General features: G+C 41.9%; 19 protein-coding genes. 2 read left to right on the forward strand and 17 right to left on the reverse strand.

The features are described from left to right. Window positions 1-47 precede the first annotated feature (47 nt). The 4 genes from KJK34_RS01105 to KJK34_RS01120 form a co-directional block, all read right to left on the reverse strand. Complete coding sequence (locus KJK34_RS01105; RefSeq protein WP_223052001.1) at window positions 48-875, reverse strand: HAEPLYID family protein; 828 nt, start codon at window positions 873-875, stop codon at window positions 48-50. 58 nt (window positions 876-933) lie between these two features. After that, complete coding sequence (locus tag KJK34_RS01110) at window positions 934-1320, reverse strand: hypothetical protein (RefSeq protein WP_223052002.1); 387 nt, start codon at window positions 1318-1320, stop codon at window positions 934-936. Window positions 1321-1406: 86 nt separating this feature from the next. Continuing rightward, complete coding sequence (lysA, locus tag KJK34_RS01115) at window positions 1407-2636, reverse strand: diaminopimelate decarboxylase (protein ID WP_223052003.1); 1230 nt, start codon at window positions 2634-2636, stop codon at window positions 1407-1409. A 105-nt stretch (window positions 2637-2741) separates the two neighbouring features. Further along, complete coding sequence (locus KJK34_RS01120) at window positions 2742-3164, reverse strand: hypothetical protein (protein WP_223052004.1); 423 nt, start codon at window positions 3162-3164, stop codon at window positions 2742-2744. A gap of 162 nt (window positions 3165-3326) precedes the next feature. Here KJK34_RS01120 and sucC point away from each other — a divergent pair, with 162 nt between their 5' ends. Further along, on the forward strand, window positions 3327-4520 hold the full coding sequence (sucC, locus tag KJK34_RS01125) for an ADP-forming succinate--CoA ligase subunit beta (RefSeq protein ID WP_223052005.1): 1194 nt from the start codon (window positions 3327-3329) through the stop codon (window positions 4518-4520). A 179-nt stretch (window positions 4521-4699) separates the two neighbouring features. On the opposite strand, the gene KJK34_RS01130 is transcribed toward sucC, so the two are convergent. The 4 genes from KJK34_RS01130 to KJK34_RS01145 all read right to left on the reverse strand — a co-directional run bounded on the left by KJK34_RS01130 (window position 4700) and on the right by KJK34_RS01145 (window position 8805). Beyond that, window positions 4700-6886 carry a bifunctional alpha,alpha-trehalose-phosphate synthase (UDP-forming)/trehalose-phosphatase gene (locus tag KJK34_RS01130; RefSeq protein ID WP_223052006.1) on the reverse strand — a complete coding sequence of 729 codons (2187 nt, stop codon included), beginning with the start codon at window positions 6884-6886 and terminating at the stop codon, window positions 4700-4702. A gap of 131 nt (window positions 6887-7017) precedes the next feature. Then, a complete protein-coding gene (locus tag KJK34_RS01135) occupies window positions 7018-7557 on the reverse strand; it encodes a DUF4269 domain-containing protein (RefSeq protein ID WP_223052007.1) in 540 nt (179 codons plus the stop codon). Window positions 7558-7562: 5 nt separating this feature from the next. Then, complete coding sequence (locus tag KJK34_RS01140; protein WP_223052008.1) at window positions 7563-7982, reverse strand: DUF1456 family protein; 420 nt, start codon at window positions 7980-7982, stop codon at window positions 7563-7565. A gap of 28 nt (window positions 7983-8010) precedes the next feature. Next, window positions 8011-8805 carry an alpha/beta hydrolase gene (locus KJK34_RS01145; RefSeq protein ID WP_223052009.1) on the reverse strand — a complete coding sequence of 265 codons (795 nt, stop codon included), beginning with the start codon at window positions 8803-8805 and terminating at the stop codon, window positions 8011-8013. Between the two features lie 58 nt (window positions 8806-8863). On the opposite strand from KJK34_RS01145, the gene KJK34_RS01150 reads away from it, so the two are divergent. Continuing rightward, window positions 8864-9265, forward strand: a complete 402-nt coding sequence (locus KJK34_RS01150) for a TerB family tellurite resistance protein (RefSeq protein WP_223052010.1) — start codon at window positions 8864-8866, stop codon at window positions 9263-9265. Here the strand turns inward: KJK34_RS01150 and KJK34_RS01155 are convergent. From KJK34_RS01155 to KJK34_RS01195, 9 genes are all read right to left on the reverse strand, one after another. Continuing rightward, a complete protein-coding gene (locus KJK34_RS01155; RefSeq protein WP_223052011.1) occupies window positions 9262-10182 on the reverse strand; it encodes a mechanosensitive ion channel family protein in 921 nt (306 codons plus the stop codon). The two genes, KJK34_RS01150 and KJK34_RS01155, sit on opposite strands and share 4 nt — an antisense overlap. A gap of 10 nt (window positions 10183-10192) precedes the next feature. Further along, entirely contained in the window at window positions 10193-10960 is a 768-nt protein-coding gene (locus tag KJK34_RS01160) for an alpha/beta hydrolase (RefSeq protein ID WP_223052012.1), read from the reverse strand. A 47-nt stretch (window positions 10961-11007) separates the two neighbouring features. Continuing rightward, a complete protein-coding gene (locus KJK34_RS01165) occupies window positions 11008-11595 on the reverse strand; it encodes a hypothetical protein (protein WP_223052013.1) in 588 nt (195 codons plus the stop codon). After that, window positions 11588-13456 (reverse strand): mechanosensitive ion channel family protein, encoded by a 1869-nt coding sequence (locus tag KJK34_RS01170; protein ID WP_223052014.1) that lies wholly within the window; start codon window positions 13454-13456, stop codon window positions 11588-11590. Before KJK34_RS01170 ends, KJK34_RS01165 begins: the two co-directional genes overlap by 8 nt. Window positions 13457-13580: 124 nt before the next feature. After that, window positions 13581-14168, reverse strand: a complete 588-nt coding sequence (locus KJK34_RS01175) for a hypothetical protein (RefSeq protein ID WP_223052015.1) — start codon at window positions 14166-14168, stop codon at window positions 13581-13583. A 36-nt stretch (window positions 14169-14204) separates the two neighbouring features. After that, the gene (gene uvrB / locus KJK34_RS01180; RefSeq protein WP_223052016.1) at window positions 14205-16193 is read right to left on the reverse strand and encodes an excinuclease ABC subunit UvrB; all 1989 of its coding nucleotides are present in this window, start codon (window positions 16191-16193) and stop codon (window positions 14205-14207) included. Between the two features lie 137 nt (window positions 16194-16330). Further along, entirely contained in the window at window positions 16331-16993 is a 663-nt protein-coding gene (locus KJK34_RS01185; RefSeq protein ID WP_223052017.1) for a thiamine diphosphokinase, read from the reverse strand. A gap of 31 nt (window positions 16994-17024) precedes the next feature. Beyond that, window positions 17025-17849, reverse strand: a complete 825-nt coding sequence (locus tag KJK34_RS01190; RefSeq protein WP_223052018.1) for a DUF4249 domain-containing protein — start codon at window positions 17847-17849, stop codon at window positions 17025-17027. A gap of 38 nt (window positions 17850-17887) precedes the next feature. Then, complete coding sequence (locus tag KJK34_RS01195; protein WP_223052019.1) at window positions 17888-18715, reverse strand: DUF4249 domain-containing protein; 828 nt, start codon at window positions 18713-18715, stop codon at window positions 17888-17890. Window positions 18716-18735 lie beyond the last annotated feature (20 nt).

Below are 18735 nucleotides of genomic sequence, written 5' to 3' on the forward strand. Positions count from 1 at the left end.
AATGACAAAATGCTGGTAAAAGCACTTTTGAGACAGCTCCTTTTCTTTTAATGCTTAGGCTCATATATAAGCCTCAGAAATGAACTGAAGCGTTCGTTTTCACGGTTAACAGGGATGCCAGTTACAATGCCAATCATTAAATTATCGGCAAAGCCGACGCGCATCTGCGGCCTAATCGTCATGTCGAAATCACTGCCGTTTATTACCTTGTTAAACTCTATCCCTACAAAGTTTCTTGTACCGGGAATCATATAATGTATGTTAGAGTTTATCTCCCAATCGGTAACTGTTTCATTATGATTAAAATGATGCATTATTCTCGGGCCTGTATAAATGAGCGAGTGCAGATTATAGGGCCAGCTTTTGGCAATCACTAAAAAAGGATTATATACATTACCTGTAACCAACTGTGCGCTGTCATAACTGCTGAAATCAGTCAATTCAAATTCGTGTATGTACCCAATTGCCATAGATGTATTTATCTTATCGGATACAAAAAAAGAATATTGCCCTGCAAATTTAAAGCTCTGTAAGCGGTTGCCAGGTGCATTAGCATCGCTTCCGCTAACGGGATAATGAAACGAGAACGGAAGCTCCACTTCGAGCCCCAGTCTGTCGGCGGGCGCCCATTCATATTCCACTAAAGCAGTATATTCGTCATAAGTTGTTTTGTCGGTAAGACCGAGGCCGACGTTCCATTCCCGTTCGCCTTTTCGTGCCCCAAGGTCACGGATTAGGTCGATATAAAGTGGCTCTGCGTGCAGTACTTTAACAGGCAGCTTTTCTTCGCTATGTGTTATATTATCGGTTTGTGCAAAGGTTTGCAGGGTGGCAAAGCATAACGCAACGCCACCAAAAAATGGTTTAAGTTTCATGAGATTTTCCTGATTTATAAATTAATGATTTTGCGCTTTAGCAGCGCAGGCTAAAAATTTATATCAGGAAATCGGGAGGGGGAGAGGGTATTTCAAAGCAGTTTTCTGCCGTGTTTTCAATATAAAGATAAAACTTTTTACCTATTACTAAATCGTGCCCACCATTGTTTTGAAAGACAGCGGCAGGTATCAGGTAAAAAGTATTGCTTTTCTCTTTTTTAAATGAGCTTTCGGTATCATCATCGTCATATTCAGGAATAGCGTTGTCAAAATCCAGTACTTTTTCAACAATAAGCTCTATAACACTTTCCTGGTCGTTTATGCTTAGGTTGTCTTTTACCGCGTGAATATGTGCATCAGGAGCATCTACACTAAGGTTAAGGATGTACAGCGCCATAAAGAGGCTCATCCATCTTAACGTAAAGTGTACTGGCTTGTTTGGCATAGCGCAAAGCTAACCAATAAATTCAAAAAAAGAAAACCCGCCTGTATGACGGGTTTTCATAAAGTAAATATATAACCTGATTGTATTTACTCTGCAAGTGCAGGTACAGCATCAAAATCGAGCACTACCTGCCTGCGTATAATATCATCAAACGTTTCCCTTTCGCGTATAAGGTGGCCTTTGCCGTTTAGCCAAAGTACTTCTGCAGGGCGGGTACGCGAATTATAGTTGCTTGCCATGCTAAAGCAATATGCACCGGCATTACGAAAGCATAAAATATCTCCTTCTTTAATTTCCGCAATGCGGCGGTTGCTGCCAAAGGTGTCGGTTTCACATATATAGCCTACCACGCTGTAAAAACGTTCTTTGCCTTTAGGGTTGCTCAGGTTCTCGATATGGTGATATGAGCCATACAGCATTGGGCGAATCAGGTGGTTAAAGCCACTGTCAATCCCGGCAAAAACGGTAGATGTAGTTTGCTTAACCACGTTTACCCTTGCAAGGAAGTAACCTGCTTCACTAACAAGAAATTTACCGGGCTCAAAGCACAGGGTTAAGTCACGGCCGTATTCTTTACAGAAACTGTTAAAGCGCTTCGTCAGCTTTTTGCCCAGTTCTTCTACATTGGTTTGTATATCGTCTTTTTTGTAGGGTACTTTAAAGCCGCTTCCAAAGTCGATGAAATCCAGTTCTTTAAAGTTGGAAGCTGCTTTAAACAGTATTTCAGCAGCATATAGAAATACCTCTATATCCAGTATATCGCTGCCTGTGTGCATATGAATACCGTTTATGTGCATACCTGTATTTTCTACAATGCGCAGCAGGTGCGGCATCTGGTGTATGGATATACCGAACTTACTGTCAATATGGCCCACGGATATGTTGCTGTTGCCTCCAGCCATTACGTGCGGGTTAATACGTATGCAAACGGGCGTTGACGGATGCTTAGCCCCAAATTGTTCAAGGATGCTGAGGTTGTCTATATTTATCTGAACACCAAGTGCGGCTACCTCCTCGATTTCTTCCATAGATACACCATTGGGTGTATATATAATCTTTTCGGGGGCATAGCCTGCCATAAGACCTAATTGTACTTCCTGTATGGAAACGGTATCGAGCCCCGAGCCTAACTGTTTAAGGAACTTTAGCACCGATATATTACTAAGCGCCTTTACGGCATAATTGATACGCAGGCCATTTACTTTGCTAAATGCAGTTGTTAGCCTGTTATACTGCGCTTCTATTTTTGCAGCATCATATACATAAAGCGGACTCCCGAATTCTTCGGCAAGCTGCAATAAATGTGTAGTCTCCATTATTAATTGTTTGCAGCAAAATTAAACAGCAAAATCCTGCGGTACAAGATGCTGACAACTCTTTCACAAAATATAACAAAATGTTTTATTTATAACAATTATGTTTTATATCTTTTCAAAAGTCAGTATGTAACCATCAGCATAAGGCTGCGTAAAGCGCATGGTGTTTCCTGTCACATTTACACATCCAAAATCAATGTTGGAGATCTTTATTGTATTCTGGCAGGCTTCGGGCGAGTCTGTATTCTCCACATATCCGTAAGTATAATTACCCGAATCGAAGAAATCAGTCTTTGCCTCATCGGTATTATTATTTACTACGGTTACGGTATTATCCGTATTAAAAGTCCACTTCACTGCACCCGGTTCAAAATCGTCATCAATACCGGCTATAGAGCCGCTAACGTTTACAAGCTGCCATGTTGCCGGCTCTAACGGCTCACCAGAGTAGGGTAGCCTTCTGTCATCATCAGAGCATGATATAAACAAAAGGGCAAACAGCACAACGGAGAAAAGTTTTGTTTTCATGATTTAAGGTTTTTATTTATAAAGATGCAGCGCTTAAAGTTTGGTTGCGTTTAGTAATTGTTATCTATAGCTTTTTAGCAGTAAAATTTTTAAAAATACTTTCAGCCATTGGATGTATTTTGCTATTTTTGTTCCACTTTTAATAAGATAAACGCATTAATTATGAATTTACACGAATATCAGGGAAAAGAAATACTTGCCAGCCATGGCGTTCGCGTTCAGAAAGGTATTGTTGCTAACAATGCTGTTGAGGCTGTTGCCGCTGCAAAAGAACTTACAGCAGAAACAGGTACCCAGTGGCACGTTATTAAGGCACAGATACATGCCGGAGGACGCGGTAAAGGCGGTGGCGTTAAGCTTGCAAAAAACCTACAGCAGGTAGAAGAGATTGCCGAGCAGATTATAGGTATGGACCTTATTACGCCGCAAACTCCCCCTACAGGTAAAAAGGTACACAAAGTACTTATTGCCGAAGACGTTTACTATCCCGGAGAAAGTGAAACTTCAGAGTTTTATATGTCTATACTTCTTAACAGGGGTAAAGGCCGCAATATGATCATGTATTCTACCGAAGGTGGTATGGATATAGAGGAAGTTGCAGAAAAAACACCTCACCTGATATTTACAGAAGAAATAGACCCGGCTATAGGGCTACAGGGCTTCCAGTCAAGGAGGATTGCGTTTAACCTTGGCCTTTCGGGCAACGCTTTTAAAGAAATGGTACAGTTTGTACACGCGCTTTACAAAGCTTATACAGAAAGTGATGCTTCTCTTTTCGAGATAAACCCGGTTCTTAAAACTTCTGACAACAAGATACTTGCCGTAGATGCTAAAGTAGTACTTGATGACAACGCCCTTTACAGGCAGAAGAAATATGCCGATATGCGCGATGTGCGTGAAGAAAACCCGATTGAGGTTGAGGCAAAAGAAGTTGGGCTTAACTATGTTGACCTTGATGGTACAGTAGGCTGTATGGTTAACGGTGCCGGACTTGCCATGGCAACTATGGACCTTATTAAGTATGCAGGCTTTGAGCCGGCTAACTTCCTTGATGTGGGCGGTACTGCAGATGCAAAAAGGGTTGAAACGGCTTTCCGTATCATCCTTCGTGACCCGAACGTAAAAGCCATACTTATCAATATTTTTGGTGGTATTGTTCGTTGCGACCGTGTTGCCCAGGGTGTGGTTGACGCATACAAGAACATGGGTGATTCTATTAAAGTGCCGATTATTGTACGTTTACAGGGTACAAATGCCGAAATAGCAAAAGAACTTATAGATAATTCAGGCATGCCTATCCTTTCAGCTACCTTATTCCAGGAAGCTGCAGACCAGGTAAAAGCTGCTTTGAGCTAATACAATAATATTCTAAAATACAGGAAAGCCCTCACAATTTTGCGAGGGCTTTTTCGTTTTTTATACTGTTGGATTAAATAACTATGAAAAAGAATATTTATCGAAAATGCTCACGTTTTATTGATGAATGCTTCAGCTTCATTATTGAGTTTCTGTTTGACATTATTGAATTTTTACCTTCATTTTTCAAATTCTAAGCTCTTTTCGAGCTCTTTTAAAAAGCCCAGTACTTCCTCAACACTCTCCAGCCTGTATTTAGCGGCAGTATTGCCTTTACCCACTTTTACAGAATATTCATTTTCGCCTGTAAGCAATTCAAAAAGGTCTTCGTCTGTTTTATCATCGCCAAAGGCAATTACAAAATCATGCTCACCGCACAGAACGTTATTCTTGCAGGTAGTGCCTTTATGCGCCATATAGTGTTTTACCTCTATCACTTTGTTGCCGTCAATAATCTGTGTCGGTGTGTTGTGCATGTGGTTCTTGAGCAGCATTAACAACTCGCGGCTGGCGTTAAAGCCCTGCTTTTCATCTACATTGCGGTAGTGCCATGCCACACCAAACTCTTTAACCTCTACAAAGCTTTCAACATTGGTAGCTACATAGTCCTGCATAATGTCAATAACCTGCTCTTTCCATTCCGGTGTGCCGGCAATTACGGGTTCCCATTCTGTATTTTTAATATAGCCGCCGTGCTCGGCAATCATTCCAATGTTAAGGTGCCCCAAATGTTCCTGAAGGAACTCCCTGTTACGCCCGCTTACTATCCATACCTCATTTTTAGGGTCTGCCGAAAGGTGTGCCAGCGTTTCCAGCACATCCTGACCCGGTACTGCCATTTCCGGCCTTGCCTGCAGGTTTACCAGTGTGCCGTCAAAATCAAGCAGCAGCAGCCTTTTTTCTGAAGCTTCAAACTTTTGCAAAAGTATATTTCGTTCATCGCCGCTTAAAGTCTTAGCTTTGCTGTCGCGTTTGTGTATTTCTTCCGTTTCTTCCAGAAACCGTGACGCCCACCTGAAAACATCATGCTTTTGCAGGTAACGCTGCATGCGTTCCAGCCTTCGTGCCTGTTCTTCTTCTTCCATGTTCAGGGAGTAATAAAGCTTGTCGGCTATCATTTCGGCATCAAACGGGTTTATTGTGATAGCTTCCTTAAGTTCTTTCGCTGCACCTGCCATACTGCTTAAAATAAGCGCCCCACGCAGGTCTTTTCTTGATGCCACATACTCTTTTGCTACAAGGTTCATTCCGTCGCGCACAGGCGATATAAGCGCTACATCGGCACTTGTATAAAGTGCTATCAGCTTATCAAAATCAACCGATTGGTACTGGTACACAATAGGTGTCCATTTATAGTTGCCCATATTACCGTTAATGCGGCCTATGTTAAGCTCTATCATTCGTTTACGCTCGCCGTACTTCTTTATCTCTTCCCTCGATGGTACCAGCACCAGCAGGAATACTACTTTTTCTTTCCATTCAGGATATTTTTGCAGGAATTTCTCAAAAGCATTCAGCCTGTTGGTTATACCCTTGGTATAGTCGAGCCTGTCAACTGAAAATATGATCTTTTTATCGCCATACAGCTCTTTAATTTCATCGCGAAGGGTAACAACCCTTTCTCTGTCGAAAGCGTCGTAAAACTTATTAAAATCGATGCTGATAGGGAAGGAGCCCGCTTTGGTGCGGTGTGAATCCTGGCTGAAGAGGAAATTTTTATGCGGTATGCCCAGTATTTTTTCTACACATTCTGTAAAGTGAATGGTGTTGTCCCATGTATGGAAGCCTGCCACATTACTACCCAGTATTCCCTCTAAGATGTAACGCTTGGCCTTGTTAGGCAGTATCCTGAATATCTCAAAATTAGGGAACGGTATGTGCAGGAAGAAACCTATTTTGGCATCAGGATGATATTCCCTTACCAGCTTTGGCAGTCCTAAAAAGTGATAGTCGTGAATCCAGACAATATCGCCCGGTTCGTAAATACTGTTTATTTTTTCGGCAACAATTTCGTTTGCGGCTTTGTATGCTTCAAACCCATAGTCGGTATATTCCACAAAAGACGGGAAGTAATGAAAAAGCGCCCATAGCACCGAATTACTGAACACATTATAGAACTGGCGGTTAAGCTGCTTGTCTAAAAAAACAGGCTCAATGTCAAAATTCTTATCGTATTTATCTTTGTTTTCTTCCCATGTAGTTTTGTCAAAGTCGGCAACACCAACCCAGGTAAGGTTCACATTGCTTTTTTCTGAATAAGAAAGTACTGCCGTAGCAAGCCCTCCGGCACTTTGTGTAATTTTTACTTTTTGTTTCTGTTTTTTTATAGATAGTGGTAGCCTGTAAGATACTGTAATGATTTTCATGTAAGGTGTTTTGCCGCTGAGAATTAGCGGAACGGTTACCTTCAAAATTACAAAACCACGTCTTAACGCTTGTTTAACAAAGTGTTAGTTAACATTATTTTAGGAGGTTTTTATATATCTGTTAAAAACTGCTACTGTTTTTTATCAGACTCATAACGTAACAAGGCTTCATAAGGATTATCGCTTTTGAGCCCGAGTAAGTGGGCAAATGCAGGTTCTGTTTTGTAGCCTTGCTTTTTGAGCTTGATGATGCTGTTTTTAAAGTCGCTGCCTTTTTGTTGCAGTATGTCATATTCAATTATCATGTGCCGATAACCATATTGCCCGGTAACGGGAATATTCTGCCCGAAAATTTCAATTTCGAAATCTTCTATAACAAAGTTAGCTATGACAGAAGCGTGTCCGTTAATGTCAGCTTCACGCAAATTAAAATTTTTATATAATGAGAAGTAGTGACTGACAGTATTTATAAACAATTCTTTATCTTGCCAATAACAAACAATATCAAGGTCGCTGCTGTCGATATTTATTTCTAAAGGAATAGTACCTGCAAGTACCGGTGTGAAATTTTGTAAATAATGCATAACACTATAAGTCGTCAATATCCTGTAGGCTTTTTGCTGTACAGTATTACCTGACTTTAAATAGTTAATGTTATCCAGTTTATGCAACGGTTTTACAATTTTTTATTCTTACCATTATTAAACTTTACCTTTTGTACTACAGGCTCCTGTTTTTTAGGTTTAAAGGTTTTGCCTTTTGATGGTGCCTTACTTGCTGTTTGGCCTTTAGGCGCAGATGGTTTTTCTGTTGTAGCAGAAGATGTTTTGATTGCAGCTTTGTTTTTAGCCAGTATTTCCTGCGGATTTTTAGGATTTTCCTTTGTACCCCTCAGGTGTATAATAAGCCCGTTTAAAAAGTTACGCAACACCTGGTCACCGCACTCCATGTAATTTGGGTGGTCTGCATTACGGAAAAAAGCTCCGAGTTCAGCTTTGGAAATACGGAAATCTGCAAGTTGAAGTATTTCTACAATCTGGTCGTCCCTGAGCTGTAAAGCAACACGCAGCTTTTTAAAAATATCGTTGTTGTTCATATTCGTCTTTTTGCAAAGGTAGCTAATATTACCCGCCCTGTATCAGCCATAGGTAAGCTTCTGCAAATTGTTTGCTCCACAGGGCTTCGTTGTGCTTACCGCCCGGTATAATTTTCAGCTTTATGTTTTTGCCGTTTACCTTCCGCTTCAGCAGTTTTATCATTCTTTCAACATCACTTACCATTTGCTCACTTTCGCTGTCGCCTGCCATAAAGTATAGTTTGGCGTCCATCTTTTTTGTGTTCTCTGTCAGGCGATATATATCATCAGTAAACCAAAAAGAAGGCGAGAATATACCTGCTCCTGCAAAAACTTCAGGATATTTTATCAGGGCATAATAAGATAACAGCCCCCCGAGTGAGCTGCCGAAGATATAGGTATGCCTGCGGCCTGTCTTTACCCTGTAGGTAGTGTCTACATAAGGCTTAACTGTATGCACTAAAAAATCAACGTAATTATCTGCTTCGCCACCACCATATTCAGGGTTGGGGTAGGGCGTGAGTTCTTTTAGCCGGGTCTCATTACCGTGCATAATACCCACAACAATTACCTGTGCCTTCAGGCTGTCGAGTGTTTCATCTACGCGCCACTCTCCTGCAAACGCTGTTTCGTCATCAAACAGGTTTTGTGCATCGTGCATATAAATTACCGGGTATTTTTTATTGCTGCTATAGTAATTGTGTGGGAGGTAGATATAAATGCCTCTTTCTGCATTTAGTTGTGGTGACTGTAAGGTAATTTTAGTGATTGTACCGTTTGCTAAAGGCTGTTCACTTATGTTGCCGAAAGCTGCAAATGTTAATAACAAAATCAGAAGGCGCATATAAATAACTTTGATTTTTAACTTTAAAAAGATAAATTAGCTAAAAATACAAATTATCATGAGCACGTATGAAGAAAAATTAAGCCTGCTTTCAGAAATGATTGCGTTTGCCCAGATTGACGGGCAGGTGCATGAGCGGGAACACCAGTTTCTTTGTATTGTTGCTTCGCAGCTTAATGTCGATAAAAGTGATTTTGAAAATCTTTTTACGCACAAAGCTGAAAAAGTGATAATAAAATCGGAACACCAGCGTATTTTGCAGTTTTACAGGCTGGCGCTTTTAATGCATGCCGACGGTGTGTTGCATGAAAACGAGCAGATAGCCATAAGGGAAATGGGTGTTAACATGGGATTAAGCCCCTTTGCCATGCGCAGCGTACTTGCAGAAATGCAAAAATCGCCTTCAGGGCTTATAGACCCTGATATACTTTTGGCGCTTTTCCGTGCGCAGCATAACTAATTTTGCTGCGGAAAATCTCTGTTTCTTATATGCACATTCAGGTCTGAAGGCTCTACAAGCTGGAAGGTAGCCGATGCAAATTTTACCTCTCCATTGGTGGCATCAACCTCTTTAAGTATAAAAGTGAACATATCTGTTTTTGTAGCCCTTCTCCTTTTATAATCTACTACATACCGCAGTGTAAACTCAACCCAGTTATCATTGGCTATTATAGAGACCATAGGGTCGGTCTGGGCATCTTCAAGCCTGTATTTGCGTTGCAACTCCATCCACCTTTCGTGCGATTCATCAGAAAGCCCACCTGCTATAGCAAGCCCTGCCTTAAGTAATATCTGCTTTGCCTTATCATAATCACTGCCATACTGTACCGGTATTTTTACCTCATCCCACAGGAAAGGGAAATCGCCCGAATAATTAAAAACAGGTTCTTTAAAAACAAAGCTGTTGGCTATTAAAACAATACGCCCGTTATACAGGTCGCCATCTACCCATTGCCCGGTTTCCATAAGTGTGGTGCGCAGAACGCCTATATCCATAACATCACCTCTTATACCGCCAAGCTGTACCCTGTCGCCAGTTTTATAGAAGCCTCCGAACATTATGGCAAGCCACCCGGCAAAAGAGGCAATAACCTCCTGCAAAGCAAAGGCAATACCTGCGCCTGCCACCCCAAAAGCAACTGTGACACCGCCAAGCTTATCGCTAAAAACAATTGTAATGAGTATAATGGTGAGCACGTAGCCTAAAAAGTGCGAAAACTTGCGGGCACGGTAACGGTTATCGTTCTGCTTTATTTTTGAGAAAAGATTACGCTGTATAAGCCTGATGATAAACCATATAATACCTATACCTAATGCCAGGAAAACCACTTTGCCTACAACAGGGTTGTATAGTATATCGTTTAGAGTTTCGTCCATAGTTAGTGTTTTAGCTGTTACTTATCTCGTTTTGCATGAGCCACAGGTAAGCATCGGCAAACTGTTTGCGCCACGACTTTTCGTTGTGCCTGCCGTTGCGCACTATTTTTTTATAAACCTGCTCTTTATCCTGCACGCGCTCCAGTACAAGCTTTTCCATACGTTCAAGATCGGGCAACATATCTTTGCTTTCGTGGTCGCCTGCCATAAAGTAAATGCGTCCGCTTATAGTATTAGTATCTTGTATCAGCTTATAAATTTCCTCGCTGAACCAAAATGATGGCGAGAATACTCCTGCACTGCCAAATACTTCAGGGTGCTTTAAAAGCGCATAAAATGAAATGAGTCCTCCAACAGAGCTGCCAAAAATAGTAGTGTGTTCACTTTCAGGCATGGTACGATACGTACTGTCAATATGCGGTTTGAGCATGTTGATTAAAAAATTAAGGTAGTCATCAGCATGGCCCCCGCCATAGGCTTCGTTTTTGTATGGAGTAAGTTCGTCTATGCGGTGCACACTTCCGCCATGCTCAATACCTACAACTATAGCCTCGCTGTGCAGGTTGTTCAGTTTTTCTTCTACGTGCCATTCGCGTTTGTAGCTTTCTGCATGGTCAAAAACATTTTGCCCGTCATGCATGTAGATAACAGGGTAGTGCTTATCTGATTTATCATAGCCAAAGGGCAGGTACACCCATATTGTTTTGTCTGCATGCAGTTGTGGCGCATCAAGGTGCAGTTCTATTACTTTTCCTTTTTCAGGGTCTTTTTGTTTCATAAGATGAAGTTAAAGAATCACCGTGCAAATAGGAAATGCTTTAACTTTCATTTGACTGATTTGCAAAATGAATCTGTATCAATCTTAAGCGAATCACTCGTTGACTTTGAAATAAGATAACAGTTCTGCCGGTCTACAAAATAAACTTTGCTAAAAGTGCTATCGGTAACTGATACAATATCACTTCGGTTAAGTCTAAGGGTGTCAAGGCCGATAGTGTAATTACCGTTATAACACTCAACAATCTCGTGATGAACAATTTTAGCATAAAACTCACCATCGTCGTAAAGTGTAAGCATACCCATACGTTTGGTTGGATTTTGAACACTACACTCCGCAATCTTTTTTGCGAAAAATTTACCATCATCAAAACTCATCAGGAAGATAGTAGTGAATAGTGTAACTATCCAGATTATTAGTGGCTCGGGCTTAAAACGTTGATTGTACTTGTACTTATCATACATATTCTTTAATAAGGCAATAATGACGATTACAGTAAGAAGGAAAAATAGTCCTACTGTACCTGCAAGAGAGGCAACACCATCGGTATAATCTCCCATTTTTATTTGCGAACCAATAGTGCCAAACGCGAAAAGCAACAATAATATGTACTTAATTTTTGTGTTGCTATTCATCCTTATCCATCTTTACATTAAAAGACGGCGCTTTATAATCTTTATCAAGATAATCGGCAGGTATGGTTGTCATATTACCATCGCGTGCGGCACGGTAGTGCGGCGAAAGTATTTCTATACCTGCCTCGTTGCAGCAGTCCTGTATGTTTTGGTGGAGGTCGCTGTAAATGACAGCCTGCTTATTGGCATCTTTGGTATAGGCGTTAAGCTGGTAGGACACATAAAAATCGTCCAGGCTGGTTTGCAGCACAAATGGCTTCGGCTCTTTTAAAAGTAACGGTGTCCTGTCGGCTGCTGTGGTTAGCGCTCTATAAACATCCTGCCACGGAATATCATACCCCAGTGTTACGGTGGTATGAAGTATAAGCCCGCGCTCGGCAGTATCGCTGCTGTAGTTGATGGTGTGGCTGTTCATAACCGTTGAGTTGGGAATGCTAATAATCTCATTTTTAATAGTACGCACCCGTGTAACAAGCAAGGACTTTTCTATTACATCGCCCACTACATCGCCTATTTTAACCCTGTCGTTTATCTTGAAAAGCCGCATGTAGGTAAGTACCAATCCTGCAATAACATTTGACAGCGAGCCCATTGACCCAAATGTAAACAGGAACCCGAGAAACACCGATATGCCCTGGAATATCGGCGAGTCGCTGCCGGGCAGGTAAGGGTATATAAGTACCAGCATAAAAGCTATAATCAATACCCTTACTATCTGGAAAGTTGGGTTGGCCCAGTCAGGGTAAAAGCCGTTAATGGTGAGGTCGCCGCTTGCGATTTCGTTTTTAAGGAAGCGGGCAAACTTAAGCACGTACCTGAAAACAAAAACTATTACAATAATGGTTATCAGGTTGGGCAGGTAGTTCCACAGCCCGAAGGTTATCTTTTTGACAGGCGACAGGATATAGCTGAAAAGTGTTTCGGCAAAATTCTGCGTCCACGGGAAGATTCCGAAGAGTATAGGCAGCGCAATGTAAATAAGCAGAAGAATGACAAACCACTTTACTACTGTATTCAGCATTAGCAGCAATTGTATTTGCCTGCCTGCATCAAACAGGTTATAATTCTTTATATTAATGCCTTTAATACGCTTTCCCTCCTGGCTGTATATCTTTAATGCAGTCCACCTAAAAAGTTTGTTACAAAGCCTTATAATGAGTACCAATAGCAATATAACCAGTATGGCAAGGCCAATTTCCTTCGCGAGCGTAATAAAGCTGGTTTCTTTTTTATAGTGGGTTATGGCATCGCTTATAATTTTCCTGTAAGCCTGCGCCAGTGCTTCGGTTCCGGTATCATTCCAAAGGGCGTCATTTTCAGAAACGCTTACTATTATCGTTTCGCCCGCCATAACATCAAACGTATTTTCTGAAGGCACTACTTTAAGCGAATCACCGCTAAAGAGGTAATCGTCTCCCAGTACCTGTATGCGCTCGCTTATGGCATTGGCCCTGTCGCGGGCGGAAAAGCTGCCCAGTTTGCTGTATATGGTAAAGAGCGTATCTTTAAAAAAGCCGGTAACGGGATAGCCTTTAGCCGTAGCCCTTAGCGAATCAATACGTGCTTTTTTATCGGCAATGCGTTGTGCCTCGCGGCTGTTAAGCGCTTCTAGCTGTTGCTGTAGCTGCTCTTTTTTAAGGTTATCTGTAGTTTGTAACGATTGCAGTTGCTGCTGTAGCTGTACTTTTTTAACCGAATCGGCAAGGCGTTGCTGCTCCAGCGTTTCAAGCTGCAGTTTATAATTACGGATGCCGGCAGTGTTAACGGAATCAGCCTGCTTTATTGAGTCAGCCTGAGCCAATACGGGAAGGGCAGGGGCTATGAGCAGTAAAAGTAACAGAAAACGGAAAACTGGTTTCATTCCACACAAGGTTTAGTTTGCCTTAGCAAGATAGTGAAAAGTGGGTAAATATAAAGTCCTTAGCCGTTATTGGTATTTGGAACTTACTTGTAAGGATTAGTTCGTATAAGAATTGATTGAAAAACTAATAATTATCACCTATCAACCTGAGTTGCTCTAAAACAATATTTCCTTTATCAAAAAGAAATTGTACTTCGGATGTTCTGTTTTCAAGGTTTGTCATGTTATCATGTTTCATATACACACCTTTTTGAGTAATAAAGTAGAAAAAGACCTCATCTTTACCCGGCAAAGCAAATTTTTCAACCGTTGTATCATTACCCTTCAGATAATGATTGGCTTCATAAACCAGTCCTTTAGCGGCCACATCGATATTTTCATGGGAGCCTCCACCAATTATACCACCTCCGGAACTTAAGTATAAACTCGCATCTCCAGATGCGTAACTAACTACAGTAGCAACTTCATCATCTATACCCCAATCCATTATAAGCCCATATACTTCTAATGAATCTTTCAATGTGATACCAAGATTTTCGGTTGTTACAGTAAATGCCTGTTGCCTGAGCGCATTATATTTGTTTGTTGTTTCACCTGCCTTATCATTTACAATATCAGGTTTTTTCTCTTTATCATTAAATTTACAGCCTGCCACCATAAATATATTTATTAAGGCAGCGAATGATATTTTAAGTTTACTACTAATACTCATAACAATAATTTTTAAGGTTAATTAAAAAAAAATAATCTAAACCTTCTCCTGCAATACCTTAATTTCATCCCTTAGTTTGGCAGCCTGTAAAAAGTCCAGTTCTTTGGCGGCTTTCTCCATGCTTTTGCGCTTCTCGCGTATCAGCTTTTCTATATCGCCTTTTGCCATGTACGCAGTATCAGGTTCTGCTGCCGCTTTTACAGTATTATCATAATGGTAATCGCTAATCGGGCTGCGCGATAGTGCGCTTTCAATCTTCTTGTTCAGCGCCTGCGGTGTAATGCCATGCTGCACGTTATAATTGTGCTGCTTTTCGCGGCGGTAATTGGTTTCGTCTATCGTGCGCTGCATACTGTCGGTAATCTTGTCGGCATACATAATAGCCTTACCGTTTACGTTACGCGCGGCTCGTCCTACCGTTTGTATGAGTGAGCGGTTGCTTCGTAAAAAGCCTTCTTTGTCGGCATCCAGTATCGCTACGAGCGATACTTCCGGCAGGTCGAGCCCTTCACGCAACAGGTTAACGCCTATCAGCACATCAAAAAGCCCTTTGCGTAAATCCTGCATAATCTCCACACGTTCCAGCGTATCCACCTCACTGTGAATGTAACGGCAGCGTATCGATACTTTTGTGAGGTATTTGGCAAGCTCTTCTGCCATGCGTTTGGTAAGCGTTGTTACCAGTACACGCTCGTCAAGCTCCACGCGCTGCTGTATTTCTTCTATAAGGTCGTCTATCTGGTTCAAGCTCGGGCGTATTTCTATAACAGGGTCAAGCAGCCCGGTGGGGCGTATTACCTGCTCTACATAAACGCCGCCACATTTTTGCATTTCATAATCGGCAGGGGTGGCACTTACATATACCACCTGGTTTTGCAATGCCTCAAATTCTTCAAACTTCAGCGGGCGGTTATCCATCGCAGCCGGCAGTCGGAAGCCATACTCCACAAGGTTTTCCTTACGCGAACGGTCGCCGCCATACATAGCGTGCACCTGGCTCACGGTAACGTGGCTTTCGTCTATCACCATCAGGTAGTCTTTCGGGAAGTAATCCAACAGGCAGAACGGGCGCGTGCCGGGCAGCCTTCGGTCAAGGTATCGGGAGTAGTTCTCGATACCGCTGCAATAACCCAGTTCGCGAATCATTTCGAGATCAAAGTTAGTACGTTCCTCAAGCCGCTTTGCTTCAAGATGTTTGCCTATTTCCTTAAAATAATCTACCTGCTTAACCAAATCCTGTTGTATTTCCCAAATTGCACCCTGAAGCACATCGGGGCTGGTAACGAACATATTGGCAGGATAGATGTTAAGGCGGTCATACTTTTCCAGTACCTGGCTTGTTTTGGCATCGAAAGCTTCAATTTCTTCAATTTCATCACCAAAAAAGTGGATGCGGAAAGGCTCATCGGCATAGCTGGGGAACACCTCTACCGTGTCACCCTTAATACGGAAAGTACCGGGTGTAAAATCGGCTTCGGTTCGGCTGTACAGGCTCTGTACAAGGCGGTGCAACAGCTTGGTGCGGCTTATTACCTGGTCGCGTTCTACAGATACCACATTTTTTTGGAACTCTACAGGGTTACCGATACCGTAAAGGCACGATACGGAAGCTACTACTAACACATCGCGCCTGCCCGAAAGCAGGGAAGAGGTAGTGCTGAGACGCATTTTTTCAAGCTCCTCGTTAATAGAAAGGTCTTTTTCTATATAAAGCCCCGTTACGGGTATATAGGCTTCGGGCTGGTAGTAGTCGTAATACGAAACAAAATACTCAACGGCATTATTCGGGAAAAATTGCTTGAACTCGCTGTATAGCTGTGCCGCCAGTGTTTTGTTATGCGCCAGTACCAGCGTTGGCCGTTGCACCTCTTGTATAACATTGGCCATTGTAAACGTTTTACCGGAACCTGTTACACCTAAAAGTGTCTGGTACTTTTCGCCCGACTTTAAGCCTGCACTTAGTTGTTTTATTGCCTGTGGCTGATCGCCCGTAGGTTTATAATCACTTACTACCTGAAATTTCATTTTCTTAGCTTTACTACAAAGATAATGAATACTTGGTGCCTATTAAAACAAAGTCGGGTGTGGGATGTCCGGAGTCCGAAATTAATTATGTCAGTTTTAAATTGGTAATTCCTTCTTTGGGGTTTAGGGGGCTTAATCTAATCAAAACATTCCATTAGCAGCAGATCGCCTTCGCGGTGTTCTATAATCACCATTCCGTCATTAAGAGCTTCGTTGCTACTGCCGGTGCGGTAGCCTATGGTAAGCTCATCATCCGCCAGTTCATATTTAAGGTTTTTGCTGTGTATGCCCGATACTTTGCCTATTGGTATCAACGAAAGGGGAGTACCTGCGGGGTACCACTTTTGGTATTTTTGCGGCAGCAGGAAAATTTTACTATGGTCGTCAAGCACCACTATTTTTAGCTTATCGCGAAAGCGCACAATATTGGTAATATTGGTTATGGTGTGGTCGGCACGTTTACCGGTAGCCCATATAACATTTACGGCAGGAAATCCACGGTTTATTAAATACTCAAAAGCTTTTTCAAGGTCGGTTTTATCCTGGTCGGGGGTGTGCACAATTTCCAACGGGTATTGCAGGCTCAAAAACTGCTCGGGGTTAAAATCCCTGTCAAAGTCGCCAAGCAGTACATCTACTTTAATGCCCAGTTCAACAACGCGGTGCATAGCGCTGTCCAGCACTATAACCAGAGGCGACCATTCCAGCAACTGGCCCATCAATTCGCGGCTGCATTCGGCTCCGTTGGCAATAATTAAGGCAGGCTCCTGATCGTCGCGTACAATATGGTGTGAAGACATGTATATCTTTTAGCTGTAAAAATACAAAATACTATTGCACTATATATTCTAAAGATGATACTTCGGATAAGCGGAAGTATCCGTAAGCATAATTGTCGGGGTTATTTACGTTGATGATATTTCCTCTCAATTGTGCCGGGGCAACCTGAAACGGCCCTATATTCCCTTCGGAGGTTGTAGTGAAAATTTTACTCATGTAGTCGAAGTATCTTTCTGAAATGCCAAAAAGCCTTATGTTTAGCAATTCACCCCTGCGCAGGTTATCAAAAATACGTACGGTATTGGAGTTATTACCATCTGTAAAATTATCGTCAAAAACGGCATATTGCGGCCCTTTTTCATCACGGAAAAAGCCATGCATATAATAATTCTCTATACCGGGAGGGTCATCAAAATATGCTCTTATTACCTGCTGGCCTTCTAAAAAACCATCCTCTGTCTGTTCTGCATACTGTAAATCAGGCACCGGCATAAGGGTTTCTGTAGCAGCATAATGATTATCATCATAACCAATATGTAGTGTGTACGTTTCACCAATTACAGGCTGAAAGTTTTCGCAGGCATAAAACCCCGGGCTGTCGGGGCCTATTTCTGTAAACTCATAAAAGTTGCCGCTTTGTGAACGAATATACACATTGGCACCCTGCACCGCAGGTATTTCGGTGGCATAATAATTTGTAGATGTAGTAAGCTTTACAAGTTGCCAGTTACCCGAATCGCCTTTATGCCAATTGATGGAGGCATCAACCACAAGGCGCGGCTCTGAAGAAGGAAGGCCTACATCTACCACATCTTCGCATGCGGTAAAAAGCAGGCCTGCCATAAGTATTATCAAAGTAAAGTAGTTCTTTTTCATAGCAGTTGTTTGACTAACTGCCTCAAATACAGTGCCGATTATTGTATGGTATAATTGGTTTCAACCACTTCAGAAAGGCGGAAGTAACCCAACGGATAATTATCCTCATTTGTAGTGTTAATAACGTTACCCCTCACGGTAACAGGAGGTGTCTGGAAAGGACCTCCGCCCGAACCGCCTTCGGCAATGCTTATCAGGATGTTCATGTAGTTAAAATGCTTTTCAGATATTCCGTAAAACTTTATGCCTACATTCTGGCCTGCTTCAAAATCTTCATTCCAAATAAAATTAAACATTTCATTACCCTGGAAAAATTCATCGTCAAGCACATCATAATCAGGAAAAGGAAGTACTTCTGTATCAAAACGTACCATATAAAAATTGTCTTCGGCACCGTTATCCATCCACTTTATGCGGACTTCTATGTCTTCACCAAAAAAACCTGCATCATTTTCCTGTACAATGTCTGTTATATCCGGCACTGCATAAAGCGTTTCTGTTGCCGTATATTGCTGCTCCTGCCACGTAATATTCAGCGTATAGCTTTCGCCTATTACAGGTTCAAAGTTGGTACAGGTATATATCCCTGTGCCGGGTTCTTCGGCAAAATTAAAAATTGTACCCGTGCTGTTGGTTACCTGTACAACAGCGCCGCTTGCCACAGGAATTTCTTCTTCATAATAATAGCCTGTTGTAGTAGTCAGCTTTATGCTTTGTGTTGTGCCATCGGTACCTTTAACCCAGTTAATAGAGGCATCTACCACCAGGCGTGGTGGCGCGGTATTTAAATCTACATCTACCACATCTTCGCAGGACGCAGCAAAAGCAGTTATGAGTATAAGAAGTAAAAACTTTATATTTTTCATGATGATGTTAGAATTATGTA

Source organism: Flavobacterium coralii (assembly GCF_019891545.1).
Taxonomy (GTDB): Bacteria; Bacteroidota; Bacteroidia; order Flavobacteriales; family Flavobacteriaceae; genus Flavobacterium; species Flavobacterium coralii.